24 protein-coding genes and 1 other RNA gene are annotated in these 24,697 nt (G+C 28.8%); 8 read left to right on the top strand and 17 right to left on the bottom strand.

Annotation, left to right across the window (positions count from 1 at the left end; all coding sequences use genetic code 11):
- The first annotated feature begins 22 nt into the window (after window positions 1–22).
- Entirely contained in the window at window positions 23–1,108 is a 1,086-nt protein-coding gene (locus tag ACJJVK_RS10950) for a serine hydrolase domain-containing protein (protein WP_405565954.1), read from the top strand.
- Window positions 1,109–1,161: 53 nt separating this feature from the next.
- Here the strand turns inward: ACJJVK_RS10950 and ftsY are convergent, their stop codons facing one another.
- The 10 genes from ftsY to ACJJVK_RS10900 all read right to left on the bottom strand — a co-directional run bounded on the left by ftsY (window position 1,162) and on the right by ACJJVK_RS10900 (window position 7,663).
- Window positions 1,162–2,133, bottom strand: coding sequence for a signal recognition particle-docking protein FtsY (gene ftsY / locus ACJJVK_RS10945; RefSeq protein WP_068364885.1), 972 nt, complete (start codon window positions 2,131–2,133; stop codon window positions 1,162–1,164).
- A gap of 306 nt (window positions 2,134–2,439) precedes the next feature.
- Window positions 2,440–2,592, bottom strand: coding sequence for a DUF4295 domain-containing protein (locus tag ACJJVK_RS10940; protein ID WP_215993070.1), 153 nt, complete (start codon window positions 2,590–2,592; stop codon window positions 2,440–2,442).
- A 52-nt stretch (window positions 2,593–2,644) separates the two neighbouring features.
- On the bottom strand, window positions 2,645–2,827 hold the full coding sequence (gene rpmG / locus ACJJVK_RS10935) for a 50S ribosomal protein L33 (protein ID WP_068364892.1): 183 nt from the start codon (window positions 2,825–2,827) through the stop codon (window positions 2,645–2,647).
- Between the two features lie 29 nt (window positions 2,828–2,856).
- Window positions 2,857–3,096, bottom strand: a complete 240-nt coding sequence (gene rpmB, locus ACJJVK_RS10930; protein WP_068364895.1) for a 50S ribosomal protein L28 — start codon at window positions 3,094–3,096, stop codon at window positions 2,857–2,859.
- An 80-nt stretch (window positions 3,097–3,176) separates the two neighbouring features.
- Window positions 3,177–4,421: a competence/damage-inducible protein A gene (locus ACJJVK_RS10925; RefSeq protein ID WP_405565951.1), complete on the bottom strand. Its 1,245-nt coding sequence runs from the start codon at window positions 4,419–4,421 to the stop codon at window positions 3,177–3,179.
- 34 nt (window positions 4,422–4,455) lie between these two features.
- Complete coding sequence (locus ACJJVK_RS10920) at window positions 4,456–4,785, bottom strand: hypothetical protein (protein WP_405565950.1); 330 nt, start codon at window positions 4,783–4,785, stop codon at window positions 4,456–4,458.
- Window positions 4,786–4,826: 41 nt separating this feature from the next.
- Window positions 4,827–5,147 carry a hypothetical protein gene (locus ACJJVK_RS10915; RefSeq protein ID WP_405565948.1) on the bottom strand — a complete coding sequence of 107 codons (321 nt, stop codon included), beginning with the start codon at window positions 5,145–5,147 and terminating at the stop codon, window positions 4,827–4,829.
- A gap of 2 nt (window positions 5,148–5,149) precedes the next feature.
- Window positions 5,150–5,758 (bottom strand): fumarylacetoacetate hydrolase family protein, encoded by a 609-nt coding sequence (locus ACJJVK_RS10910; protein WP_215993074.1) that lies wholly within the window; start codon window positions 5,756–5,758, stop codon window positions 5,150–5,152.
- Window positions 5,759–5,876: 118 nt separating this feature from the next.
- The gene (purU, locus tag ACJJVK_RS10905; RefSeq protein WP_405565946.1) at window positions 5,877–6,746 is read right to left on the bottom strand and encodes a formyltetrahydrofolate deformylase; all 870 of its coding nucleotides are present in this window, start codon (window positions 6,744–6,746) and stop codon (window positions 5,877–5,879) included.
- A 77-nt stretch (window positions 6,747–6,823) separates the two neighbouring features.
- The gene (locus tag ACJJVK_RS10900; protein ID WP_405568356.1) at window positions 6,824–7,663 is read right to left on the bottom strand and encodes a 1,4-dihydroxy-2-naphthoyl-CoA synthase; all 840 of its coding nucleotides are present in this window, start codon (window positions 7,661–7,663) and stop codon (window positions 6,824–6,826) included.
- Between the two features lie 68 nt (window positions 7,664–7,731).
- Here ACJJVK_RS10900 and ACJJVK_RS10895 point away from each other — a divergent pair, with 68 nt between their 5' ends.
- The gene (locus ACJJVK_RS10895) at window positions 7,732–8,889 is read left to right on the top strand and encodes an alpha/beta hydrolase-fold protein (protein ID WP_405565944.1); all 1,158 of its coding nucleotides are present in this window, start codon (window positions 7,732–7,734) and stop codon (window positions 8,887–8,889) included.
- Between the two features lie 85 nt (window positions 8,890–8,974).
- Here ACJJVK_RS10895 and ACJJVK_RS10890 read toward each other — a convergent pair whose 3' ends face one another.
- The 3 genes from ACJJVK_RS10890 to fsa all read right to left on the bottom strand — a co-directional run bounded on the left by ACJJVK_RS10890 (window position 8,975) and on the right by fsa (window position 12,061).
- Window positions 8,975–9,430 (bottom strand): DNA-binding protein, encoded by a 456-nt coding sequence (locus ACJJVK_RS10890; RefSeq protein ID WP_215993077.1) that lies wholly within the window; start codon window positions 9,428–9,430, stop codon window positions 8,975–8,977.
- On the bottom strand, window positions 9,430–11,088 hold the full coding sequence (gene menD, locus ACJJVK_RS10885; protein WP_405568354.1) for a 2-succinyl-5-enolpyruvyl-6-hydroxy-3-cyclohexene-1-carboxylic-acid synthase: 1,659 nt from the start codon (window positions 11,086–11,088) through the stop codon (window positions 9,430–9,432). Before menD ends, ACJJVK_RS10890 begins: the two co-directional genes overlap by 1 nt.
- Window positions 11,089–11,407: 319 nt before the next feature.
- Complete coding sequence (fsa, locus tag ACJJVK_RS10880; protein WP_215993078.1) at window positions 11,408–12,061, bottom strand: fructose-6-phosphate aldolase; 654 nt, start codon at window positions 12,059–12,061, stop codon at window positions 11,408–11,410.
- A gap of 204 nt (window positions 12,062–12,265) precedes the next feature.
- Between fsa and ACJJVK_RS10875 the strand changes: the two genes are divergently transcribed.
- The gene (locus ACJJVK_RS10875; protein ID WP_405565942.1) at window positions 12,266–13,306 is read left to right on the top strand and encodes a hypothetical protein; all 1,041 of its coding nucleotides are present in this window, start codon (window positions 12,266–12,268) and stop codon (window positions 13,304–13,306) included.
- On the opposite strand, the gene ACJJVK_RS10870 is transcribed toward ACJJVK_RS10875, so the two are convergent.
- The gene (locus tag ACJJVK_RS10870; protein WP_405565940.1) at window positions 13,303–14,106 is read right to left on the bottom strand and encodes an SDR family oxidoreductase; all 804 of its coding nucleotides are present in this window, start codon (window positions 14,104–14,106) and stop codon (window positions 13,303–13,305) included. The two genes, ACJJVK_RS10875 and ACJJVK_RS10870, sit on opposite strands and share 4 nt — an antisense overlap.
- A gap of 73 nt (window positions 14,107–14,179) precedes the next feature.
- An RNA gene (ffs, locus tag ACJJVK_RS10865) (signal recognition particle sRNA small type) lies at window positions 14,180–14,278 on the bottom strand.
- A 122-nt stretch (window positions 14,279–14,400) separates the two neighbouring features.
- On the opposite strand from ffs, the gene ACJJVK_RS10860 reads away from it, so the two are divergent.
- From ACJJVK_RS10860 to ACJJVK_RS10840, 5 genes are all read left to right on the top strand, one after another.
- The gene (locus ACJJVK_RS10860) at window positions 14,401–14,970 is read left to right on the top strand and encodes a DUF4199 domain-containing protein (protein WP_405565939.1); all 570 of its coding nucleotides are present in this window, start codon (window positions 14,401–14,403) and stop codon (window positions 14,968–14,970) included.
- 77 nt (window positions 14,971–15,047) lie between these two features.
- Complete coding sequence (locus ACJJVK_RS10855; protein ID WP_405565938.1) at window positions 15,048–16,004, top strand: glycosyltransferase family 2 protein; 957 nt, start codon at window positions 15,048–15,050, stop codon at window positions 16,002–16,004.
- A 52-nt stretch (window positions 16,005–16,056) separates the two neighbouring features.
- Window positions 16,057–17,772, top strand: a complete 1,716-nt coding sequence (locus ACJJVK_RS10850) for a phospho-sugar mutase (protein ID WP_405565937.1) — start codon at window positions 16,057–16,059, stop codon at window positions 17,770–17,772.
- Complete coding sequence (locus ACJJVK_RS10845; RefSeq protein WP_405565936.1) at window positions 17,772–19,601, top strand: ABC transporter ATP-binding protein; 1,830 nt, start codon at window positions 17,772–17,774, stop codon at window positions 19,599–19,601. The genes ACJJVK_RS10850 and ACJJVK_RS10845 overlap by 1 nt, the downstream gene beginning before the upstream one ends.
- A gap of 34 nt (window positions 19,602–19,635) precedes the next feature.
- The gene (locus tag ACJJVK_RS10840) at window positions 19,636–20,214 is read left to right on the top strand and encodes a hypothetical protein (RefSeq protein ID WP_405565934.1); all 579 of its coding nucleotides are present in this window, start codon (window positions 19,636–19,638) and stop codon (window positions 20,212–20,214) included.
- 133 nt (window positions 20,215–20,347) lie between these two features.
- Here ACJJVK_RS10840 and ACJJVK_RS10835 read toward each other — a convergent pair whose 3' ends face one another.
- Window positions 20,348–23,800, bottom strand: a complete 3,453-nt coding sequence (locus ACJJVK_RS10835; RefSeq protein WP_405565932.1) for a pyruvate carboxylase — start codon at window positions 23,798–23,800, stop codon at window positions 20,348–20,350.
- A gap of 116 nt (window positions 23,801–23,916) precedes the next feature.
- On the bottom strand, window positions 23,917–24,690 hold the full coding sequence (locus ACJJVK_RS10830) for a DUF1647 domain-containing protein (protein WP_405565931.1): 774 nt from the start codon (window positions 24,688–24,690) through the stop codon (window positions 23,917–23,919).
- Between the last annotated feature and the right edge of the window lie 7 nt (window positions 24,691–24,697).

Below are 24,697 nucleotides of genomic sequence, written 5' to 3'. Positions count from 1 at the left end.
CTAATAACAAAGAAGTTACCATATGAAAATAATTAATAAGACCTTGTTAAAAATCTTCTTCTTTTTAATAATTTTTTCTTGTTCTAAAGAAAATTCTGAATTAAATGATACAGTTGATAATACAATAGAAACATTATATTTTCCAGATTTAGACTCTAATGTTTGGAAAAAAAAATCTATTACTGAACTTAACTGGAATACAACTCAATTACAGCCTTTATTAGATTTTTTAGACACAAAAAATACCAAGAGTTTTATAGTACTTTATAAAGGAAAAATTGTAGTCGAAGAATATTTTAATAATCATAGCAATACTTCTATTTGGTATTGGGCAAGTGCTGGTAAAACACTTACATCAACATTATCTGGTATTGCTCAAGACGAAAATTTAATAAATATTAATGCTAAAGTTTCTGATTATTTAGGGTTAGGCTGGACAAGTATTCCTCTGGAAAAGGAAAATTTAATTACTTGCAAAAACCTTTTATCTATGAATTCTGGCCTAGATGATAGTTTGGGAGAAGACGTTTCTCCATCAAACTTAAAATACATAACAGATGCAGAACAAAGATGGGCATACCATAATGTGTATGTAAAAATGCAAGACGTTATTGCCAATGCTAGTCAACAAACCTTTACTAATTATTTTAACAGTAAATTAAAAGATAAAATTGGAATGTCTGGTATTTGGCAAAATTTAGATGATTTAAATGTCTTTTGGAGCAACACAAGAAGTATGGCTCGTTTTGGGTTGTTAATTTCTGCAAATGGTAAATGGGAAAACTCTCAAATTGTTTCTGAAAATTTTATAACTGAAGCAACAAATACATCACAAAACATTAATAATTCTTACGGATATTTATGGTGGTTAAATGGAAAAGAAAGTTACCATTTACCACAAAGTCAAATTACCTTTACTGGAGAATTAATACCAAATGCGCCTGAAGATATGTTTTGTGCTTTGGGTAAAAACGATCAGAAAATTTATATAGTTCCTGCCAAAGATTTGGTAATTATTAGAATGGGGGAAGCTGCAAACACTTCTAATTTTGCATTATCTTCTTTTGATAATGATTTATGGGAAAAAATTAATGCTTTGATAGATTAGAATTATCAAGTTTTAAGTAAAATTTTTAATACAGTTTTAAAAACTGAAGATGTTTACTTAAAAAAAGAATCTACAAACTCAACTTTGTTAAAAACTTGTAAATCGTCTATACCTTCACCTACTCCAATATATTTAACAGGAATTTTAAATTGATCAGAAATGCCAATTACAACTCCACCTTTTGCAGTACCATCTAATTTTGTAACTGCTAAAGAGGTTACTTCTGTTGCTTTTGTAAATTGTTTGGCTTGTTCAAATGCATTTTGACCTGTAGAACCATCTAAAACTAACAAAACATCATGAGGTGAATTATCTACCACTTTTTGCATTACTCGTTTTATTTTGGTTAACTCATTCATTAAATTTACCTTATTATGTAAACGACCTGCAGTATCTATAATTACAACATCTGCATCTTGATTTACTGCAGATTTTAAAGTATCAAAAGCTACTGATGCTGGATCAGAACCCATTTCTTGACGAATTATTGGCACATCTGTTCTGTCTGCCCAAACTTGTAATTGATCTATGGCTGCTGCTCTAAACGTATCTGCTGCACCTAATACAACTTTTAAGCCTTGTTTTTTAAATTGACTTGCTAATTTACCAATGGTTGTGGTTTTACCTACTCCATTTACACCAACAACCATTAAAACATAAGGCATTTTATTGCCATCCTTTTTTGGTATTTCTGGTATTATAAATTCGCTTTCGTTACCAATATTTGTTTCTGATAATAGACCAGCAATTTCTTCTCTAAGAATTCTATTTAGCTCGTCTGTACCTACATATTTGTCTTTGGCAACACGTTCTTCTATTCTTTCGATAATTTTTAATGTGGTATTTACACCAACATCAGAAGCTACTAAAACTTCTTCTAAATTATCTAAAACGTCATCATCTACTTTAGATTTACCTGCAACTGCTTTAGATAGTTTACCAAAAAAACTTTCTTTTGTTTTCTCTAAACCTTTGTCTAGTGTTTCCTTTTTTTCTTTCGAAAAAATCTTTTTAAAAAAACTCATATTTTTGAGTTGTTAGTTTTTAGTTCTTACTATTTGGTTGTCTAAAATTGTACCAAATTAAATATTTGTCAAATTGGCTGATTATCAATTAAAATGGCAGACAAGTTGCGTTAGGGATTGAAGCGTTATCCTTTTTTTAATAAGTAACAGCGCTAGCAGTTTCTTATTAAAAAAAGATTTAGCGTAAAGCCCGACCTTTAGGTAACGCCCATTTTAAAAAATAAGCTTTAAATGACTCAAATGTAAAGATATAAAAAAAGCTACTCTCTAAAAGAAAGTAGCTTTAAAATATTGTTTAGTAGTTTATTACTTTTTTGATATAAAAGCGTCTACTTTAGATGGATCCATAATTGCTTCTACAAACATATAAGCTCCTGTTTTTGGAGATTTAACCATTTTGATTGCTTTACTTAATCTTTTTGATCCTGTTTGTAACGATGCTACTGATTTCTTTGCCATTTTGTAAATGTTTTAAATCTATGTGCTCTATTCTGAGTTCTAGATAGTTGTATTATTTAATTTCTTTGTGAACAGTCATTTTCTTTAAGATAGGATTGAATTTTTTAATTTCCATTCTATCTGGAGTGTTCTTTTTGTTCTTAGTTGTAATGTATCTAGAAGTACCTGGTTTACCAGTTGCTTTGTGCTCTGTGCACTCTAAAATTACCTGAACTCTGTTTCCTTTTTTTGCCATCTCTATATAAAATTTTAGTTAGCCTTAGCTTATTTAGTTAAAAAACCGTTAGCTCTAGCTTCTTTTATAACTGCAGAAATTCCTTTCTTGTTAATATTTTTTAAAGCAGATGCAGATACTTTTAAAGTAATCCATTTATCTTCCTCTGGAATGTAAAAACGCTTTGTCATTAAATTAGCGTCAAACTTTCTTTTGGTTCTATTCATTGCGTGAGAAACATTGTTCCCAACCATTGCTTTTTTTCCTGTTAATTCACAAACTCTAGACATCTTCTCGACAGTTTTATAGTGTTATCTCTAAACGAGGTGCAAATCTACGAATAATTATATATCTGAACAAAAGAAATTTACTAATTTTTTAATATTTCTTTTTGAAGCATTTGTAAGGCAGTATTTACGGTTTTATCTATAACTCTACCTCTGGGTTTTCCGAAATTAAATTCTTCTACAAAAATATCTGAATCAGTGGCCAAAGCTATAAAAACTACACCTACATTTTTGTCTGTTTTATCTGTTGTTGGTCCAGCATTTCCTGTAACAGCTATTGCATAATCGCTTTGTAATTTTTCTTTGGCACGTTTTGCCATTTCTTTTGCTACTGCTGCACTTACTACTGTGTGTGTTTTTATGGTTTTTGGATTTACACCTAGTAAATTAATTTTAGTTTCTTCTGAATAAGTTATAAAGCCTCCTTTAAAATATGCTGATGAACCTGCAATTGAAACTATGGTTGACGCAATTGCACCTCCTGTTACACTTTCTGCTACTGCTATTGTTTTTCCTTTTGCTTTTAATAAATCTCCAACTGTTTTTTCTATCTCTCCATCATCACCTATACCTGTAATTATATCTGGTATTAATTGATACAATTCTTCTATTAATTTCTGAAGGTTTTTTTCTAACAAATTTTTATCATAGCCCTTGGCTGATAATCGTAAACGAACTTTACCATAATTAGGTAAGTAAGCTAACTTTATAAATGATGGTAAATTGTTTTCGAAATCTTCAATTCTTTCTGCTAAAGAACTTTCTCCTAAACCATAAGTCAATATTGTTTTATGAATAATAGAAGGTAATTTAAATTGTTTTTGAATTTTAGGTAAAACTTCAAACTCCATTAAACCTTTCATTTCATTAGGTACACCTGGCAAAGATACAAAAACGGTTTCATTTTCGTAAAACCACATTCCTGGTGCTGTACCTAAATTATTTTTTAGAACAGTTGCTTTTGTTGGCACCAAACCTTGTAAGCGATTTAATTCTCCAAAAGGAATATTATATTTTTGGAACAAAGCTTTTACATGATCTACTACATCTTCATTTAATACTAAGCTATCATTAAAATATTCTGCAATGGTGTATTTTGTAATATCGTCTTTTGTTGGTCCTAAACCTCCAGTAATAATTACAATGTCTACTCTTGATTGTGCTTCTTTTAAAGCATTTAAAATATGTTGTTTATCATCTTGAATTGATGATATTTGGTATACAGAAACTCCTATTTTATTTAATTCAGTACCAATCCATTGTGAGTTTGTATCTACAATCTGACCAATTAAAATCTCGTCTCCTATTGTAATAATTTCTGCTGTCATATAATAAGTTACAAAGTTGTAAAGTTTTATGATTTTATATTTTTACTTCTTCTTCGTTTTTTCCTATTTGATCTATTAAAATATCATTTTTAGGTTTTTTATGTTCCCAAGTTTTTTCTAAGTATTTATATAGTAAATAACATGCTAAAAGACCAAATGGCATTGCAACTAATCCTAAAACATAATCGTTTATAGTATTAAAAAAACTTTCTATTATTAGTAGTAAAACTGTAGCAGAAACTATACTTACTGCGTAATAAACTACAATTCCTAAAATAGCAAAACCCCACTGACTTTTATTGTATTCTTCTGCTAATTTGTAAAACTTTTTTCCAAGCCAATAAGTTAATATTAATCCTAACATATTTTTTTATTTTAAATTTTGAGAATTGTTTCTAACTCAACTTAATCTTTACCAATTTTATCAACTTCATTTTTCAGTTTCTTTTTTTTACTCCAAATAAAATTTAAAGTTTTAAATAAAATAACGGTAAAAACAAAACCTGAGATAGACGATTTAAAAGATAAATTGGTAATTTCAAACTCATTTATAATTGTTTCTGTAAAAAACCTGACGTATAATAAATATAAAATACTACCAAAGAAAAATGAAATAATTCCTAAAAAACCACATAGCCATTTATATTTGTTATGATTCTCTGCAAGTCTATAGAAATAAAAACCTACATAAAATAAAAAAATATAACTAAGAAGTTTTATTGCCAATTTTACTTTACTCTAATGTTAAAAGCTTCTTTACCTTCTATTACACCTTTTAAAGTGTCGTTTTCTACAACTTTACCTACTCCTGCTGGAGTTCCTGTAAAAATGATATCTCCTTTTTTTAGGGTGAAATATTGAGAAACATAAGCAATTAATTCGTCTGTTTTCCACAACATTGCATTTGTATTTCCATCTTGTACAATTTCATTATTCTTATACAATTGGAATTTTAAATTTTCTATATCGAATTCTTCTTTTGGATAAAATTCACCTACAACTGCACTACCATCAAAAGCTTTTGCTTTTTCCCAAGGCAAACCTTTTTCTTTACATTTAGCTTGAACATCTCTTGCAGTTAAATCAATTCCTAATCCGATTTCATCATAATATTTATGGGCAAACTTAGTATCTATGTGTTTACCAACTTTATTTATTTTGACTAAAACCTCAACTTCATAATGAACATCATCAGAAAAAGGAGGAATAAAAAAAGGATTTTTTCTTGGTAAAATAGCAGAATCTGGTTTTAAAAAAACTACCGGATTTTCTGGTCTTTCGTTTGCTAACTCTTCTATGTGCTTTGCGTAATTGCGCCCAATACAGATTATTTTCATTACAAAAGCCCATCCTAGCCTTCCTAAAGGGAAGGAACTCCAATCTGGGTGAAATTTGAGTTTATTAGATTACTATTACTTTTAACTTTTTTCCCTTTAGATAAATTAAAAGGGGCTTTTACTCTCCTGCTTCTGGAAAAACAATTGCTCTATTTCCAGACACAATTATTTGATTGTTTAAATGGCATTTAACTGCTCTTGCTAAAACTAACTTCTCAATATCTGCACCAATTCTTTTTAAAGTCTGAGTAGTACTTTCATGAGTTACCGGTTTTACATCTTGCTCAATTATTGGCCCTTCATCTAAATCTTCTGTAGCATAATGTGCAGTTGCTCCAATTAACTTCACTCCTCTTTCATAAGCTCTTTTATATGGATTTGCTCCTTGAAAAGCTGGTAAAAAAGAATGATGAATATTAATGATTCTATCCTTATAATAATTAATAAAATCTGATGATAAAATTTGCATATATCTAGCCATAACAACTAAATCAATTTCATTAGAGTCTAACAATTGCTTTACTTGTTCTTCTTGATCTGATTTGGTTTCTTTAGTAACAGGTAAATGATAAAAAGGCACATTAAACATTTCTGCTATATGTCTTAATTTATTGTGATTACTAATTATCATTTTTACGTTACAATTTAAACTACCTTCTTTATAACGCTCTAATAAATCGTATAAATTATGACTTGTATGTGAAACCATAATTGCCACATTTTGCTTTTCATCGCCATAATTTACAGACCAATTAAATTGTAAAGGTTCTGCTAATTCTAAAAAACTATTTTCTAATTCTACTTTAGAGATATTTGTACCCTCAGCATTTAAACGAATACGCATAAAATACATATCTTCTACTGAATTTACATATTGCTGACAACTTAAAATATTGAATCCTTTTTCATAAAAAAAACTGGTAATTTTTGCAACCAATCCTTTTTGATCTGGACATTTTATTAAAAAAGTTACTATTTGTGATTTCATTCTTTTTAATTATGAATTATTAATTTTAAATTACGAATTCAATATTCGTAATTCATAATTCTAAAATTTACAATTGTCTATGGTATCCATTTTTTAGGGAAATTTGGTTTTCTTTTTTCAAGAAAAGCATCTCTACCTTCTTTTGCTTCGTCTGTCATATAAGCTAAACGTGTGGCTTCACCTGCAAAAACTTGCTGGCCAACCATTCCATCATCTGTTAAATTCATTGCAAATTTTAGCATTTTTATAGAAGTCGGACTTTTTTCTAAAATCTCTTGTGCCCATACATAAGCAGTGTCTTCTAACTCATCATGAGGTATTACAGCATTTACCATTCCCATTTCGTAAGCTTCTTGAGCAGAATAATTTCTACCCAAAAAGAAGATTTCTCTTGCTTTTTTCTGACCTACCATTTTTGCCAAATATGCAGATCCATAACCACCATCAAAAGAAGTTACATCTGCATCTGTTTGTTTAAAAATTGCATGTTCTTTAGATGCTAAAGTTAAATCGCAAACCACATGTAAACTATGACCACCACCAACTGCCCAACCTGGAACAACAGCAATAACTGCTTTTGGCATAAATCTAATTAATCTTTGAACTTCTAAAATATTTAATCTGTGATAACCATCATCACCCACATAACCTTGATGGCCTCTAGCTTTTTGATCGCCTCCAGAACAAAAAGAATACACACCATCTTTTGTACTTGGTCCTTCTGCAGAAAGTAAAACTACACCAATAGAAGTGTCTTCACCTGCATCATAAAAAGCATCATACAATTCTTTTGTAGTTTTTGGTCTAAAAGCATTTCTAACATTTGGTCTGTTAAATGCTATTCTTGCTACCCCATTGCATTTCTTATAAGTTATATCTTCGTAAACTTTGGCAGTTTCCCATTCAGGTTGTATCATATTTTTGTATTTTGTACGTTCTTTAAGAGAACAAAAATCATCATCAGCAAAAATAAACATTCTAACTTATGATTAAGAAAACACTCACATTATTATTTATTCTTTTTTCTTTTGTCGGTTTTTCTCAAAAAACAATTGTTACAGCATTAGAATCTGATATTTTAGAAACGACCAGAGATATAAAGATTTATTTGCCTGAAGGCTATGAAAGAGACAGCATAAAAAATTATCCTTTAACCATAGTTTTAGATGAGGAATATATGTTTGATTCTTATGTAGGTAGTTCAATTTTATTTGCAAAAAGAGATAAAGCACCAAAACAAATTGTTGTTGGTATTTCTATGGAAGAAACCAAACAAGAAGACATTTCTTTTAATAGATCTAATGGAACTTTTACAACTACAGCTCGTTATTTTTATGATTTTATTAGAGATGAAGTCATTTTTCATATGGAAAGTAATTACAGAACATCACCTTATATTTCTTTAATTGGGCAAGGTTATTCTGCAAATATGGTTTCTCATTTTCTAAAAGAAAACACTGCTTTTATCAACTCTTTTATTTGTATAAATCCTAATTTTTCTGATTTTATAATTGGCGAATTACAAACCTATAATTTACCAAAATTCGCAAAAGAAGACAATACATTTTATTTTTACACTAATAATTCTGATTCTTTTTCTAAAAGTAAATCAGAGAAAATTGGTAAAGTTCAGCAAGCATTATCTGAGTTAGAAATTAAAAATTTTAATGTAATAAATGATGTAATTACAACTGCTAGTACTGTTTCTGCAATTCACGAAGCAATACCTAGAGCAATGACTAAAATGTTTGAAGTATATTCTGCAATATCGAAAGAAGAATATGATGAAAAAATTAAAGACTTGGCACCTAAAGACGCTATTTACTATTTAGAAAATAAATATTTAGAAATTGAATTTTTATTCGGAACGAATTTAGGTATTAGAGAAAGAGATATTTATGCAATTGAAAACATTATCATTGAAAAAGAAGATGGAAAAAGATTAAGAGATTTTGGTGATATGATTCTAAAGATATTTCCAACTTCACCTTTAGGCGAATATTATATTGGTCGTTATTACGAGTCTGCAAAAATGACTAAAAAAGCATTAAAATATTACAAAATTGGCTATGGAAAAATGGATCCTGCAGACCCAAATTCTGATGCTTATTATGAAAATATTTTAAGATTAGGTGGGCAGTAATTTTAGTTGATAGTGTTTTAGTATGCTGTTGGCAGTAATAATTTTATTCAATAATAATGACTGCCAACTTTAGATGGTATACTACTTACTGATTTAAAAGCTCAATTCTATCTTCTTTAATTACAATTAGTTTATTTCTGTAAAGATTACCAACCGCTTTTTTAAAGGCTTTTTTACTCATTTTCATATGAAAACGAATAGAATCTGGCGAACTTTTATCTGTTAATAACAAAAAACCTTCTCTACTACTTTTTAATTTTTCTAATACTTTTTCTACATCTGCATCAATTACATTTCTAAAACCTTGTGGTCTAAGAGAAACATCTATTTTACCATCTTCACGAATTTGTTTGATATATCCAACAACCTCCATATCTACTTCTAAATCCTGAAAAACTTCGCTTCTAAAAAGTAAACCTTCGTATTCTTCATTTATTAACACAGAATATCCTAATCCAGTTTCATTTTCTATAACTAACTGAACTTTTTCTCCTTCCTTTAAATTGATATCTCCTTCTTGATACTCGTCTTGTAAATCCATTATTTTATATATTTAAAATATTCTTTTAAAATTAAATCATTTTCTGCACTTGGAGTAAAAATTTCTAAAATTTTTGGTTTTTCTGACTTTGCATAAAATCCATTTAATGTTTTTGTAACTATTTCTGTTGATGATGCTTGTAAATAATCGAAACCATACATTTTGCATAAATATTCTGCAGTTAAACAATGTGGCGTTTCAAAATATTTTGCAGCATTTGTGGTTGATGGACCAGGAATTATTTTAAAAATTCCTCCTCCTGAATTATTTATTAAAACTATTCTAAAGTTATTAGGAATATTTTTATTCCATAAAGCATTAGAATCATAGAAAAAACTTAAATCGCCAGTAATAAAGACCGTTTGATTTTCACTTGCAAAAGCAGCCCCAATAGCTGTTGATGTACTACCATCAATTCCGCTTGTACCTCGATTACAAAAAACACGTAACGTGTTTTTTAATTCAAATAATTGCGCATATCTAATAATTGCGCTGTTACTAATTTGCAAATCTGAATTATGAGGAATACTCTTTAAAACTTGCTCAAAAACTTTAAAATCTGAATGCTTTATTTGCGATAAATATTCAGTATGCTTTTCCCTTCTATAATCTCTAATTTTTAACCATTTTGGTTGATAATCACTTTTCTTTTTTGTGATGATTCTATTAAAATTTGAGAAAAAATCTACAGGTTTTGTTTGAATAAATTCACTTAAAGAGAAAAAAGTATTGGTTGCTTTTTTCTCATCAATATTCCAATGATGTTTTGGTTGATATTCTCTAAGAAACTTTTTAACTCTTTTAGAAACAATCATACCTCCAAAAGTGATTAGTATATCTGGTTGTAATTCTTGAAATTGAGCATCATCTAAAGAGAAAACTAATTGATCTATAGAATTTACTGCCTTTTTATGATATAAGTTTGATGTTGTTTCTGTAAAAATTAAAACAGATTCATCATCAGAATATAAATTCATTAAATTGTGTAATTCTTCATCTGGATAATTAACACCAATTACTAGCATTTTTTTATCAGAAGTATTCCAAATTTCTGCTAAATTTTGATAATTGATATTTGAGTTGTCCAAAGAACTCATAGAAATATTAGGAAAATGAAACGTTTTTAATTCTTTAACAGTTTCATACAAAGGTTCATCAAAAGGAACATTAATATGTACAGGGCCTTTTTGCGATGTTGCAATTTGTAAAGCTTCACCAATTAACTGCGAGTTTCGCGCAATAAATTTTGGGTTTTCGATTAAATTTGCAGAAAATAAAATATGGTTTTCAAACACATTTTCTTGACGAATCGTTTGTCCATCTCCAATATCTATTAAATGTTTTGGTCTGTCTGCAGAAATTACAACTAATGGAATATTACTGTAAAAAGCTTCTGCAATTGCTGGATAATAATTTAACAAAGCAGAACCAGAAGTGCATAAAACTGCTACTGGTTTTTGTTTTTGCTGAGCAATCCCTAAAGCAAAAAAAGCAGCACATCTTTCATCTACAACACTTAACGTTTCTATTTCTGAATGATTAGAAAAACCAATAGTTAAAGGTGCATTTCTAGAACCAGGAGAAACAACAATAGTATCAATATTAAATTGATGACAGGCAGATATTACAAGTTGTGCGAGTTCTTTTTTTGGAAAAATAACCTCCCCTAACCTCTCCAAAGGAGAGGAACTGTTACTAGATAAAATTTGCTGTTCTATTTGTTTCATTTAGAAATATTTTATTTCTAACTTATATATTTTGGTAAAAAAGAAACTCCAAATTACATTAATTTAGAGTTTCTGTATCTTTTAAATGAGCTATTAATTAGCAAACAAGTTTAGCCCTGATTGAAACGACATCCTTTTTGCTTTTTTGGCAAAAAGATATAGTGGAAAGCAGGAAATAGCTTCAAATAAACATTTTCCACACTCAATTACCACAACAGTTCCTTCCCTTAGGGAAGGTTAGGATGGGCTTCTAGTTTCCTTTTTGGTAATCTGCTAAAAATTTAGCTAAACCACTATCTGTTAAAGGGTGTTTTAACAATCCTTCTATTGCACTTAAAGGACCTGTCATTACATCAGAACCTAACTTAGCACAATTTACAACATGCATTGTATTACGCACAGAAGCTGCTAAAATTTGAGTTTCAAAATTATAATTATCAAAAACTAATCTAATTTCAGAAATTAAGTTCATTCCATCTGTAGAAATATCATCTAAACGTCCTAAAAATGGCGATACATAAGTAGCACCTGCTTTAGCTGCTAATAATGCTTGCCCAACAGAAAAAACTAAAGTTACATTCGTTTTAATTCCTTTAGAAGAAAAATATTTACACGCTTTTACACCATCTTTTATCATTGGTAATTTTACCACAATCTGCGGATTTAAGGCAGCTAAAGCTTCACCTTCTTTTACCATTCCATCAAAATCTGTAGAGATAACTTCTGCAGAAACATCACCCTCAACTAAATCACAAATTTCTTTGTAATGATTTATGATATTGTCTTGACCAGTAATACCTTCTTTAGCCATTAAAGAGGGATTTGTAGTTACACCATCTAAAATACCTAAAGCTTGTGCTTCTTTTATTTGTTCTAAATTTGCAGTATCTATAAAAAATTTCATCTTTTTGAAAATTTATGATTAATTTGTAGCAAATATAGTTACAATGATTTCTTTAACAGAAAAAATAATTATAAGTTTTAACACAAATTGGTTAAAAATATAACAAATATGATCTTTTTTTTGTTTTAAATTAAACTTTGTCATTTTTTACGTGTCTAACTTTAACAAATACCTTTTTTAAAAGTTCAAAAAATTAAATCTTAAATGAAAATTTATAAATACTTAACATTAATTTTATTGTTATCAATTTTATATTCTTGCGATACTGTAAACACAGAAGAAGGTATAGAAGGCACTATTTTATGTGACTTATCAGATATTGGTGTTACAGCATCAGATAATGTAGTTGTTCTAGACAACTCAGAATCTGCCATTTGGCAAGGAAGTTATTCTGATAATTCTGTTAGAATCAATTACACCAAAGACTTAAATGATAACAATACTACAGAAACTCTAAATTTTGTTTTTAACAAGATAGACGATTGTTTACAGATAGATCATGGTTATGAGTTTTACGAAGGAAGCACTGCAGATATAAGTGCCTTAACTCAAGTTTATGTTTTAGAAGTTAGCGTACAAAATTGGGAAATTGACGAAAAATTTTCTGGACAAATAACTTATAGAGATCATCATGATAAATTAATTAAAACACTTAATTTTTGGGTAGATTTTACTATTGATGATTATATAGTAGAAGACACAAATTACACTTACTTTTCAGCTTGTTTTGCAGACAAATTATCAATTGAAATAGATTTAGACAAAGACGGAACAACAGATTACACCCTACTTGCTGATGAAGTTGTAGACTTTGCAAACACACCAAATTTTGTAGCGTATAACATAAAATTGGTTTCTACAGACGAAGAAATTAATGAAATTCTTTCTCCTAAAGGAGTAAGCATTCCTTTTCCAGTAATTTTTGAACCACCATTTTCTACAGAAGATACAAGAAGTTATGATGCAAATAAATTCGATTCTGCTGATGTTAGAAACTCTCTAGATGTTTTTTATGAATTTGATGCACCTTATGAAAACTACAACTTTTTTCTTCAGAATAATTTAACTTACAAAAAGGAATTTGCAAACGAAAAAGATGATTATTATGCGCTAAAACTCATTAGAAATGATCAAAATTTCTATGGCTATATAAAATTAGATTTTGATGCTATAAATTGCGAAATAAACATTTTAGAAACTTATTTAAGCGAAACTGCAGAAGAACACATTAGCATAGAAAACTAGAGCTTGTAATGGTTCATTAATAATTTCTGATACATTTTATCTGGTAAAACACGTTTTAAAACAATAGAAAATTTCTGCATAAAATCGCCCACTTTATAGTGAATTTTAGGGCTCTTATTGTTGATGATTCTGTAAACTGTTTTTGCCATTTCTATAGGGTCCATTCCATGATCTACATGAGCATCCATTAAATCTAAACTTGCTTGGTAACTCTCTTTATAAGCAGAATTGTCAAAAACTGGTGTATGGTATCTACCAGCTGCAATATTAGTTGCAAAATCTCCAGGTGCTACATTTACAACGTTAACTCCGAAGTTTTTTACCTCCATACTTGTTGCTTCTGTAACTAATTCTAAAGCACCTTTAGATGCAGAATATGCAGCTCTAAAAGGTAACCCCATATAACCTGCAATAGAAGTAACATTAATTACTGTACCTGATTTTTGTTTACGCATTTGTGGTAATACTGCTTTCATAACATCAATAGCACCAAAAAGGTTAGTGTTAAAAACAGCGCGCATTTCATTTGTAGGTGTATCTTCTACAGGACCTGTAATACCCATTCCTGCATTATTTACCAAAACATCTAATCTGCCTTCTTTTTCTATAATTAAATCTACTGCTCTATTAATTGTATCTACTTTTAAAACATCTAAAGCAATTAATTGAAAAGAAAAACTATCTATGTTTTTTGGATTTCTACTTGTACCGTAAACAGTAAAGCCTTTTTCGCTTAAAAAAGTTGCAATCGATTTTCCTATTCCAGAAGAAGCTCCAGTAACTAAGACTACTTTAGACATGTTTTTTTTAAATTATAATTATGAAACAAATATCAGAAAAGATAAAAGAAGAAACGTAAATTTAAGGCACAAAAAATGGCAAGCTATCTACATCACACTGCTACAACCTAATACCCTTGCTGTGTTCCCACCCTGGGGGATTCAAAGGGAGCTAGTTGTGTAGGACTTGCCACTGCAAATTTACAATCTATTTTTATACTAACAATTAAAAATTAATATAAATTTATTGTAACATTTGTAAAGTATTGTATACTAATAAGATGTTTTGAATATTTTTTAAAAAAAAGTATCAAAATGAATTCATATATTATATTTGTACAACTAACTAAATTTAAAACACAAATGGAAAACAAAACAAATAGTAAAAGTATTATTTTAAATAATGGACTATACTTAGGACTAACAGGAGTTATTGTTGCTTTAGTATTATATGCTATGGGCAAATCTTTTGAATTGCAATGGGTAAGCAATGTAGTAGGTTTAATTGCTACTATAGCCTTTGTTGTTCTTGGGCTAAAAGCTTTTAAAACTAATAATGGAGGCTTTATGTCTTGGGGTGAAGGTTTAAAAATAGGAATGGGTATTGTAATGGTTAGTGCAGTAATTACCGTTATTTACACCCTTTTATTTACAACTGTGATTGAACCTGATTTTCAGAAAATGGGTATGGAGTTTCAACAACAAAAATGGTTAGATGCTGGTTTAACACAAGAACAAATTGAAACTTTTACAGAATCTTCAGAAAAGTTTCAAAGCCCTGCAATAATTTCTGCAATGATTTTAGCTATCTCTGCATTTATGGGATTTGTAATAACTGCAATTACAGCAGCAATTATGAAAAAATCAGAAGAAGAAACTTACTAAAATTTAAAGTTTAGCGTTCAATAATTCATAAAATTGTAACTTTGATTTTTTGAAATTAATTTTTTTGAACTCACTATATGGAAATTTCGGTAGTAATACCACTTCTTAACGAAGAAGAATCTTTACAAGAATTATTCGATTGGATTGCAAAAGTTATGCAATCCAATCGTTATTTATATGAAGTTATTTTTATTGATGATGGTAGCACAGATTCTTCTTGGAATGTTATTGAGCAACTATCAAAAAAAAATAATGAAGTTAAAGGAATTCGTTTTCAAAAAAATTACGGAAAATCCCAAGCTTTAGATGCAGGTTTTGAATTAGCAAAAGGTAAAGTTGTAATTACTATGGATGCTGATTTACAAGACAATCCAGAAGAAATACCAGAATTATACCATTTAATTATTGATAAAGATTTCGATTTAATTTCTGGTTGGAAAAAGAAAAGATACGATAATGTAATCACTAAAAACATTCCTTCTAAACTCTTTAATGCAGCTGCCAGAAAAACATCAGGATTAAAATTAAACGACTTTAACTGCGGATTAAAAGCTTATAAAAACGAAGTAATAAAAACCGTAAAAGTTAGTGGAGAAATGCACAGATACATTCCTGTTTTAGCAAAAAACGAAGGTTTTAATAAAATAGGTGAAAAAATAGTGCAACATCAAGCCAGAAAATATGGCGAAACTAAATTTGGTATAGATCGTTTTATAAATGGCTTTCTTGATTTAATTACCATTTCCTTTTTATCAAAATTTGGAAAAAGACCAATGCATTTCTTTGGTCTTTGGGGTACTTTAATGTTTATATTTGGAACAACATCTGCATTTTACATTGGCGCTTACAAACTTTATAAAGTTTTTAACGGAATAAAAACTATTTTAGTAACCGACAATCCTTGGTTTTATATTGCTTTAACCTCTATGATTCTAGGAACTTTATTATTTTTAGCTGGTTTTATAGGAGAGCTAATCATAAAAACAAAAAGCGGTGAAAAACACTACAAAATTAAAGAAAAACTCAATTTCTAAATAGTATATTTGTATTACTAAAAATATCACCAACTCAAAAAAATCTATTAAAATGAACGAAATTTTAGACAAAGCTAAACAATGGTTAACTCCAATTTTTGATGAAGAAACTCAAACAGAAATTCAAGAATTAATTGCTAATAATCCTGATGATTTAGCAGATAGATTCTATAAAGACATGGCTTTTGGAACTGGAGGAATGAGAGGATTAATGGGTGCTGGTACTAATAGAATTAACAAATATACATTAGGTAGAGCTACACAAGGTTTATCTAATTACTTAATTGAAAATGTAGAAAAAGAACAATTAAGCGTTGTTATTGCCTACGATTGTAGACATAATAGTAAAAAATTCGCAAAGGTTGTTGCTGATGTTTTATCTGCAAATAACATTAAAGTTTTTCTTTTCGAAGATTTAAGACCAACACCAGAATTGTCTTTTGCAGTTCGCCATTTAGGTTGCGATGCTGGTATTGTATTAACAGCTTCTCATAATCCGCCAGAATATAATGGTTACAAAGTGTACTGGGCAGATGGTGGTCAAATTGTTCCGCCAAATGATGGTGGAATTATCAACAAAGTAAATTCGTTAGATTTTTCTGAAATTAAATTTGATGCAAACGAAGATTTGATTGAAGTAATTGGTAAAGATGTAGATGATGTTTTTATTAAAGCATCTGTAAAAAATGGTTCTTTATCAGAAAATATTAAAAGAGAAGATTTAAAAATTGTTTTTACTTCTTTACACGGAACATCAATTATGTCTGTGCCAGATGCTTTGGCTGGTGCTGGTTATAATGATGTACATATTGTAGAAGAACAAAGAAAACCTGATGGAGATTTCCCTACTGTAAAATCGCCAAACCCAGAAGAACCAGAAGCTTTAAAAATGGCTACTGATTTAGCTGATAAAATAGGAGCTGATATTGTAATTGGTACAGATCCTGATTGTGATAGATTAGGTGTTGCTGTTAGAGATTTAGATGGTAAAATGAAGTTAATGAATGGTAACCAAACTATGGTTGTTATGACAGAATTTTTACTACGTAAATGGAAAGAAGAAGGTAAATTAAATGGCAAACAATTTGTAGGTTCTACTATTGTTTCTACAGAATTAGTAAATGATGTAGCTGCTAAAAAAGGGGTTGATACCAAAGTAGGTTTAACTGGTTTTAAATGGATTGCCAAAATGGTAAAAGATTTCCCAGAATTAGATTTTATTGGTGGTGGAGAAGAAAGTTTTGGTTATATGGTTGGTGATTTTGTACGCGATAAGGATGCTGTAACAGCAACACTTTTAGCTTGTGAAGCTGCTGCTTATGCAAAACAAAATGGAAGTTCTTTTTACGAAGAATTACTAAACATTTATGTTGAAAACAAATACTATAAAGAGCATTTAATTTCTATCGTTAAAAAAGGTATGGATGGTGCTGCAGAAATTCAACAAATTTTAAGTGATATGCGTAACAACCCATTAACTGAAATTGATGGAGAAAAAATAGAATCGCTTTCTGATTATGATGCTTCAACAAAAAAGAATTTAATTACTGGAGAAGTTACTAATATTGATTTACCAAAATCTAATGTATTAATTTATCAAACAGCATCTGGTACAAGAATTGCTGCAAGACCAAGTGGTACAGAGCCAAAAATTAAATTTTACTTTAGTGTAAATAGCGAATTAGACACAACTGAAAATGCAGATAAAGTTGAAGCTGAATTAGATGCAAAAATTCAACGAATTATAAAAGAGATGAAATTAAATTAATGAGTCACTTTAAGGACATTCTTAAATATGAAAGAGAATATAGAAAGTTTACGCTTTTAAATATTCTCTTTAATATTTTTTACGCAATATTTAATGTTTTATCAGTTTTAGCATTTATACCTGTTTTAAATATATTATTTGGTGTAGATAAAGCTATTTATAAAAAACCTGATTATCAAGGTCTATCAAATTTAGGATCTTATTTAGAAGGCAATTTTAACTATTTTATATCTAACAAAATAATAGAAGATGGTGAAATTAGTGTTCTGTTATTTATTTGCCTCTTATCATTATCTTTATTTTTTTTCAAAAACCTATTTAGGTATTTAGCATCTTACGTAATTACTTTTTTACGTACAGGAATCGTAAAAGATTTAAGAGATAATTTATATCGTAAAATTGTAGAACTACCCATTTCTTATTTCACAGAAAAAAGAAAAGGTGACATTATTGCAAGAATGACATCTGATGTACAAGAAGTAGAAAACTCTATTTTAACATCAATTGAAACCTTGGTTAGAGAACCTTTAACAGTAACAATTTCAATAGGAATTATGCTGTTTATTAGTCTAAAATTAACACTTTTTGTCTTTATCCTATTACCAGTATCTGGTTTTATCATATCATCAATTAGTAAAAAATTAAAATCACAATCGATTAAAGCTCAAAAAGAGACAGGTACATTTTTATCTTTTATAGAAGAAACATTAACTGGATTAAGAGTGATAAAAGGTTTTAATTCAGAAAAAATTATTGAAAAAAAATTCAACAACTCTACCTCTACTTTTAGAAAATTAATGACTAGCGTTTTTCATAGACAAACTATGGCTTCACCAATGAGTGAATTTTTAGGATCTGCAACTATAATTACCATTCTTTGGTATGGAGGTACAGATGTTTTAGAAAAAACAAGTCCGCTAGAAGCTGGTAAATTTATGGGGTATATTGTGTTATTTTATACTGTTTTAAATCCTATAAAATTAATAACAACAACATTTTATAACATAAAAAAAGGAGAAGCATCTGCAGAAAGAATAATGCAAGTCTTAAATACTGAAAACAGTATTAAAGACAAACCTAATGCAACTGTTAAAGAAACTTTTGATACTGATATTGAGTTTAAAAACATCTCTTTTAAATACAAAGATGATTATGTTTTAAAAGATTTTTCTTTAACCATTAAAAAAGGAGAAACTGTTGCTTTAGTAGGCCAATCAGGAAGTGGAAAATCTACCCTTGCCAATTTAATTACACGTTTTTATGATGTAAATAAAGGTGATATTTTAATTGATGGAAAAAACATAAAAGACATCACAAAAAAGTCTCTGAGAGATTTAATGGGAATTGTAACTCAAGAATCTATTTTATTTAATGACACAGTAGAAAACAACATAAAATTAGGTACTGAAAATGCTTCAGAAAAAGAAATTTTAGAAGCATCTGAAATTGCTAATGCTAATGAGTTCATTCAGAATTTACCAAAGAAATTTGAAACAAATATTGGTGACAGTGGTGGTACACTTTCTGGAGGACAAAAACAACGTTTATCTATTGCAAGAGCTGTGTTAAAAAATCCACCAATAATGATTTTAGACGAGGCTACTTCTGCACTAGACACAGAATCTGAGCAATTAGTACAAGTTGCTTTAGAAAAAATGATGCAAAACAGAACTTCTTTGGTTATTGCTCACAGATTATCTACCATTCAAAAAGCAGATACAATTGTGGTAATGAAAAAAGGTAAAATTGTAGAGCAAGGTAAACACGACGATTTATTAACTAAAAAAGGTGAGTATTTTAAGTTGGTTTCTATGCAGAGTTTAGCGTAAAGTTAATATCAAGATTATTTAAAAATTCTTTAAATTGAAAATTAAACAGAATTACTTAAAAGGAAAATCCGTTTTTATAGTTTCTTTATTTGTAATAGTAATTTCAATTTTAACTGTTTATCTTACTGGTATTAATTATAATCGTAGTCTAACTTCGAATCTATATTTATCAATAGGAATTATAGCAATTTCACTCTTTTTATTTATGACTTTTGGACTTTATAAAGGAATTGGGTTGATTGATAATTTTCCAAAATTCAGGAGTTTTAAGAGAGGAACTATATTAGAAAATGCTTCACCACCTTTTGAATCACCTATAATTGAAGTTGGAGATGGAATTGGAGGTTTGATTTTATCAATTCTATTGTGGATTGGAATGACAATTCTAATAGTTATATTATTTATCGTTTTAGAAGCTATTTTTTGGTTTTCGTTTTTTATAATATTAACGATGTTGTATTGGATTTTTTTTAGAGCTTTAAAATTAGTTTTTAATAAATCTAAAGAAACTAAAGGAGATATTGCCATTTCAGCTTTTTACTCACTAACTTATACAATACTCTATTCTGGCTGGATTTTTGGATTAGTATATTTAACTGAAATATTAAAATAGATAGAAAAAGTTTATTTTTTATCCAAAATACAAAATCAAAAAAAAGTGCTACAAATTAAAGCAAAGTGAGTTTTATTGAATCTATTATATTCATCAAAACTCACTTTTACTTTTCAATTTTTAATTAATTGTTTTAACTCAGTTTTAAAATTAAATCATCAGCATTTACGATTGTACCTTCTTTTAAAATAATAGCACTAACTGTTGCTGCTTCATTTGCTGTAATTGTAGTTTCCATTTTCATAGCCTCAATAATAAACAAAGGTTGATTTTTTGTGATCTTATCTCCTTTTTTAACTAAAATAGTAGATAACAATCCTTGTAATGGAGCACCAATTTGATTTACTTCAGATTTATCAGCTTTAATATTTTCAACTGAATTTACCTTAATAGATTCGTCTTTAATCTGTACAGTTCTACCTTGTCCATTTACTTTAAAATAAATGGTAACTAACCCCTCATTATTGGGCTTGCTTATAGAATCTAAAGTAATTAAGAGTGTTTTACCTTTATCTAAATCCACAGTAATTTCCTCGCCAATTTCCATTCCGTAGAAAAAGTTTTTGGTAGGTAAATTGGTTAAATTATCATATTTTAAATGCTTATTAAAAGCATCTGTAAATACCTTTGGATATAATTTATAGGATAAAAAATCTGTAAAATCAATCTTTCTACCCAAATCATTTTCAAAAATATTTTTAAAAACTGCATATTCAACATCAAAATCTACAGGAGGTATGTGAGCATTTGGTCTATCAGTAAAAGGTTTTTGATCTTTTAAAATAAGTTTTTGTAATTTTTCTGGAAAACCACCAACTGGCTGACCTAAATCACCTTTAAAGAAACTTACCACAGATTGAGGAAAGGAAATAGCATCACCTCTTTCTAAAACATCATTTATAGTTAAGTTATTACTTACTAAATACTGAGCCATATCACCTACAACTTTAGAACTTGGTGTAACTTTTACGATATTACCAAAAAGTGTGTTTACTTCTCCATACATTTTTGTAATTTCATGAAAACGACTTTCTAAACCTAAAGCTTGTGCTTGAGGCTTTAAATTTGAATATTGACCACCAGGAATTTCGTGTTTAAACACTTCCCCTGAGCCCGCTTTTAATCCAGATTCAAAAGGATAATAATATTCTCTTACGGTTTCCCAATAATTAGAATACTCATTTAATGAAGTAGCATTTATAGGATTTTCTCTTTCGTGAAATTTCATCATTTCTACAATAGAGTTAAAATTTGGTTGTGATGTTAAACCAGATAAACCACTTAAAGCAACATCAACTACATCTACACCTGCCTCAATTGCTTTTAAATAAGTTGCAGATTGAATAGATGATGTATCATGCGTATGTAAATGAATAGGAATATTTAATTCTGATTTTAAAGCAGTAACCAATTCTGATGCTGCATAAGGTTTTAACAAACCAGCCATATCTTTAATTGCCAAAATATGTGCACCTGCATTTTCGATTTCTTTGGCTAAATTGATGTAATATTTTAAATTGTATTTTGTGTTTTTTACATCTAAAATATCAGAAGTATAACAAATAGAACCTTCTGCCAAACCTTTGGTTTTTGTTCTTACATGTTCTATACAAGGTGCTATAGATTTCATCCAGTTTAGAGAATCAAAAATTCTAAATAAATCAACTCCATTTTCCCAAGATTCTTCAACAAATTTACCAACTAAGTTATCTGAATATGCTTTATAACCAACACCATTAGAACCTCTTAATAACATTTGCAATAAAACATTTGGCATTTTTTGTCTTAATAATCGTAATCTTTCCCATGGGTTTTCTTGTAAAAAACGTAAGCAAACATCAAAAGTAGCACCTCCCCAAACTTCCATACTAAAAATATCTGGATGATTTTTAGCATAGCCTTCTGCAACTTTTAACATATCAAAAGTTCTCATTCTGGTTGCTAATAAACTTTGATGCGCATCTCGCATTGTGGTATCTGTAAAATGAATTTTTTTCTCATTTTTTAACCATTCAGAAAAACCTTCTGGACCTAATTCTGTTAATAAATCTTTGGTTCCTTTTGGGTAAGTTGCATTTACATCAAAAGCAGGAATTTTAGGTTTTACAAAAGTTTTAGTAGCATCAAATTTCTTAACATCTGTATTACCATTTATAGTAACATCACCTAAATAAGTAATTAATTTATTAGCTCTGTTTCTTGGTGCTTTAAACACAAATAAATCTGGAGTAGATTTTATAAAGTTTACAGTAATTGCACCTCTTCTAAAAGTTTCGTGTTGTAAAATATTATCTAAAAAAGACATATTTGTTTTTACTCCTCTTATTCGAAACTCACTTAATGCTCTTCTTACTTTTTTGGCTGCCCCTTCTAAAGTTCTGTTATGAGCTGTTACTTTTACCAACATGGAGTCGAAAAAAGGAGATATTTTAACACCTTGATAAACACTACCTGCATCTAAACGAATACCAAAACCAGATGCACTTCTGTAAGTAGAAATAGTTCCAAAATCGGGTTTAAAATCATTCTGAGGATCTTCTGTAGTAATTCTACATTGTAAAGCATAGCCATTTATAGAAACAGATTCTTGATTCGGAATTTTAATTTCTTCGTCTTTTAATTGATAACCTGCAGCAATATATAATTGTGTTTTTACTAAATCTATATTAGTAATTACCTCTGTAACTGTATGTTCTACTTGTATTCTTGGGTTTACTTCTATAAAGTAAATAGAATCATCATCATCTACTAAAAACTCTACAGTACCAATATTATTATAATTTACTGCTTTACAAATGTCTATTGCATATTTGTAAAGTGCATCTTTTGTTTCTTGTTTTAATCCGTAAGAAGGTGCAAATTCTATTACTTTTTGATAACGTCTTTGCACAGAACAATCTCTTTCAAATAAATGAACTGTATTACCAAAACTATCTGCAACAATTTGAATTTCTATATGTTTTGGGTTTTCGACAAACTTTTCTAAGAAAACAGTATCATCTCCAAAAGCATTTAATGCTTCTCTCTTACTTTCGCCATATGCTTTTTTAAGTTCTTCTTCTTTTCTGATAACACGCATTCCACGTCCTCCTCCTCCAGAAGCTGCTTTTAACATTATTGGATAACCTATTTTTTCTGCCTCTTCTAAAGCAATTTCTATGTTATCTAAAGGGTTTTTGTTACTTAAAATAATAGGTATATTATTATCTATTGCTACTTTCTTAGCTGTAATTTTATCTCCTAAAGATTTTAAAACAGATACTTTAGGTCCAACAAAAATGATATTATTTTCTTCACATTTTTGAGCAAAATTGGCATTTTCTGATAAAAAACCATAACCAGGATGAATCGCATCTACATTATTATCTTTTGCTATTTTTATAATAGCGTCAATATCTAAATAAGGCTTTAAAGGCTGATTGTCTTCACCAATTTGATAAGATTCATCAGATTTGTACCTGTGTAAAGAATATCGATCTTCATAAGTATAAATTCCGACTGTTTTTACATTAATTTCTGTACAGGCTCTAAATATTCTGATTGCAATTTCCCCTCTATTGGCAACTAGTACTTTTTCTATTTTCATCTTTAGGTTGATTGTATAATATCGTTTCTAAAGATACAATAGAAGATTAAGGAAATAAAATTAAATTAACATATTTAATGATAATTTAATAAATAAACACTAAGAATTAAACCAAATTACTCATCAATATCTTGATGGATTTTAAAACCAAAGCGTTTAAAAGTCATTTTTTTACCTATTTCAGGAATATGTTTATAAACCAAAACAGACAAAACAGCTTGATCAAATCTATGGTTTGCTCTACTACTTCCTTTTGGGGCAATACAATTCTTTGTTAAAGCACCCTCTTTCCATTTAGTAATAACATTGTTTACTTCTTTATGATTATAATCAGCAGAAATACATGCACCATTTAAATTAATTTGCTTTCTTAAATCTAAATCATTGTAAACGCCTAAAGTTTTTAATGATTCTGGATGTGTCCAATCATCAATTTTTCCTTTAGAAAAAGGGGAATAAAATCCATAATATTTAATTACTTTTCTTAAAAGTATTAGTTTTTGAGTAATTACATTACCAGCATCTATCCAACAAACGGAACATTTAAACTCATTAAAAACTTCATCAAAAATTACTGGTTTCCATGCATAAACTCCATCATTTATGTTGATATTAAAGTATTCTGGATATTTTGAGAAATCAAACTTTCTTAAATCTATATTTGGAAATTCTTTTAAAAGATTTTCATTTTCTAATTGTTTTAAACCTAAGTCATAAACAATAGTCTTGGTGTTTTTTTCGAATTTTTGGATGCTTTTTAAAAGTTGATATAAACTTTTAAAATGTGAACTACTAGATCCTGTAACTAAAACTAATTCTTGTTGATTTTTAAAAGATTTTAACTTTATTTCTAATAAAGCAGTTTTTATAAAGTTTGTAACCTTTTTCATTTTTAAA

Source organism: Polaribacter sp. Asnod6-C07 (assembly GCF_045063625.1).
In the GTDB taxonomy this organism is placed as follows: domain Bacteria; phylum Bacteroidota; class Bacteroidia; order Flavobacteriales; family Flavobacteriaceae; genus Polaribacter; species Polaribacter vadi_A.
Note: the sequence above shows the minus strand (reverse complement) of the source record. Positions and strands in the feature narration are given on the sequence as shown.

What these genes read in the sequence shown, in the direction of transcription:
- ACJJVK_RS10950 (WP_405565954.1), top strand. Translation starts at nt 23, where the DNA reads ATGAAAATAATTAATAAGACCTTGTTAAAAATCTTCTTCTTTTTAATA.
- ftsY (WP_068364885.1), bottom strand. Translation starts at nt 2,133, where the DNA reads ATGAGTTTTTTTAAAAAGATTTTTTCGAAAGAAAAAAAGGAAACACTA.
- ACJJVK_RS10940 (WP_215993070.1), bottom strand. Translation starts at nt 2,592, where the DNA reads ATGGCAAAGAAATCAGTAGCATCGTTACAAACAGGATCAAAAAGATTA.
- rpmG (WP_068364892.1), bottom strand. Translation starts at nt 2,827, where the DNA reads ATGGCAAAAAAAGGAAACAGAGTTCAGGTAATTTTAGAGTGCACAGAG.
- rpmB (WP_068364895.1), bottom strand. Translation starts at nt 3,096, where the DNA reads ATGTCTAGAGTTTGTGAATTAACAGGAAAAAAAGCAATGGTTGGGAAC.
- ACJJVK_RS10925 (WP_405565951.1), bottom strand. Translation starts at nt 4,421, where the DNA reads ATGACAGCAGAAATTATTACAATAGGAGACGAGATTTTAATTGGTCAG.
- ACJJVK_RS10920 (WP_405565950.1), bottom strand. Translation starts at nt 4,785, where the DNA reads ATGTTAGGATTAATATTAACTTATTGGCTTGGAAAAAAGTTTTACAAA.
- ACJJVK_RS10910 (WP_215993074.1), bottom strand. Translation starts at nt 5,758, where the DNA reads ATGAAAATAATCTGTATTGGGCGCAATTACGCAAAGCACATAGAAGAG.
- purU (WP_405565946.1), bottom strand. Translation starts at nt 6,746, where the DNA reads ATGAAATCACAAATAGTAACTTTTTTAATAAAATGTCCAGATCAAAAA.
- ACJJVK_RS10900 (WP_405568356.1), bottom strand. Translation starts at nt 7,663, where the DNA reads ATGATACAACCTGAATGGGAAACTGCCAAAGTTTACGAAGATATAACT.
- ACJJVK_RS10895 (WP_405565944.1), top strand. Translation starts at nt 7,732, where the DNA reads ATGATTAAGAAAACACTCACATTATTATTTATTCTTTTTTCTTTTGTC.
- ACJJVK_RS10890 (WP_215993077.1), bottom strand. Translation starts at nt 9,430, where the DNA reads ATGGATTTACAAGACGAGTATCAAGAAGGAGATATCAATTTAAAGGAA.
- fsa (WP_215993078.1), bottom strand. Translation starts at nt 12,061, where the DNA reads ATGAAATTTTTTATAGATACTGCAAATTTAGAACAAATAAAAGAAGCA.
- ACJJVK_RS10875 (WP_405565942.1), top strand. Translation starts at nt 12,266, where the DNA reads ATGAAAATTTATAAATACTTAACATTAATTTTATTGTTATCAATTTTA.
- ACJJVK_RS10870 (WP_405565940.1), bottom strand. Translation starts at nt 14,106, where the DNA reads ATGTCTAAAGTAGTCTTAGTTACTGGAGCTTCTTCTGGAATAGGAAAA.
- ACJJVK_RS10860 (WP_405565939.1), top strand. Translation starts at nt 14,401, where the DNA reads ATGAATTCATATATTATATTTGTACAACTAACTAAATTTAAAACACAA.
- ACJJVK_RS10855 (WP_405565938.1), top strand. Translation starts at nt 15,048, where the DNA reads ATGGAAATTTCGGTAGTAATACCACTTCTTAACGAAGAAGAATCTTTA.
- ACJJVK_RS10850 (WP_405565937.1), top strand. Translation starts at nt 16,057, where the DNA reads ATGAACGAAATTTTAGACAAAGCTAAACAATGGTTAACTCCAATTTTT.
- ACJJVK_RS10845 (WP_405565936.1), top strand. Translation starts at nt 17,772, where the DNA reads ATGAGTCACTTTAAGGACATTCTTAAATATGAAAGAGAATATAGAAAG.
- ACJJVK_RS10835 (WP_405565932.1), bottom strand. Translation starts at nt 23,800, where the DNA reads ATGAAAATAGAAAAAGTACTAGTTGCCAATAGAGGGGAAATTGCAATC.
- ACJJVK_RS10830 (WP_405565931.1), bottom strand. Translation starts at nt 24,690, where the DNA reads ATGAAAAAGGTTACAAACTTTATAAAAACTGCTTTATTAGAAATAAAG.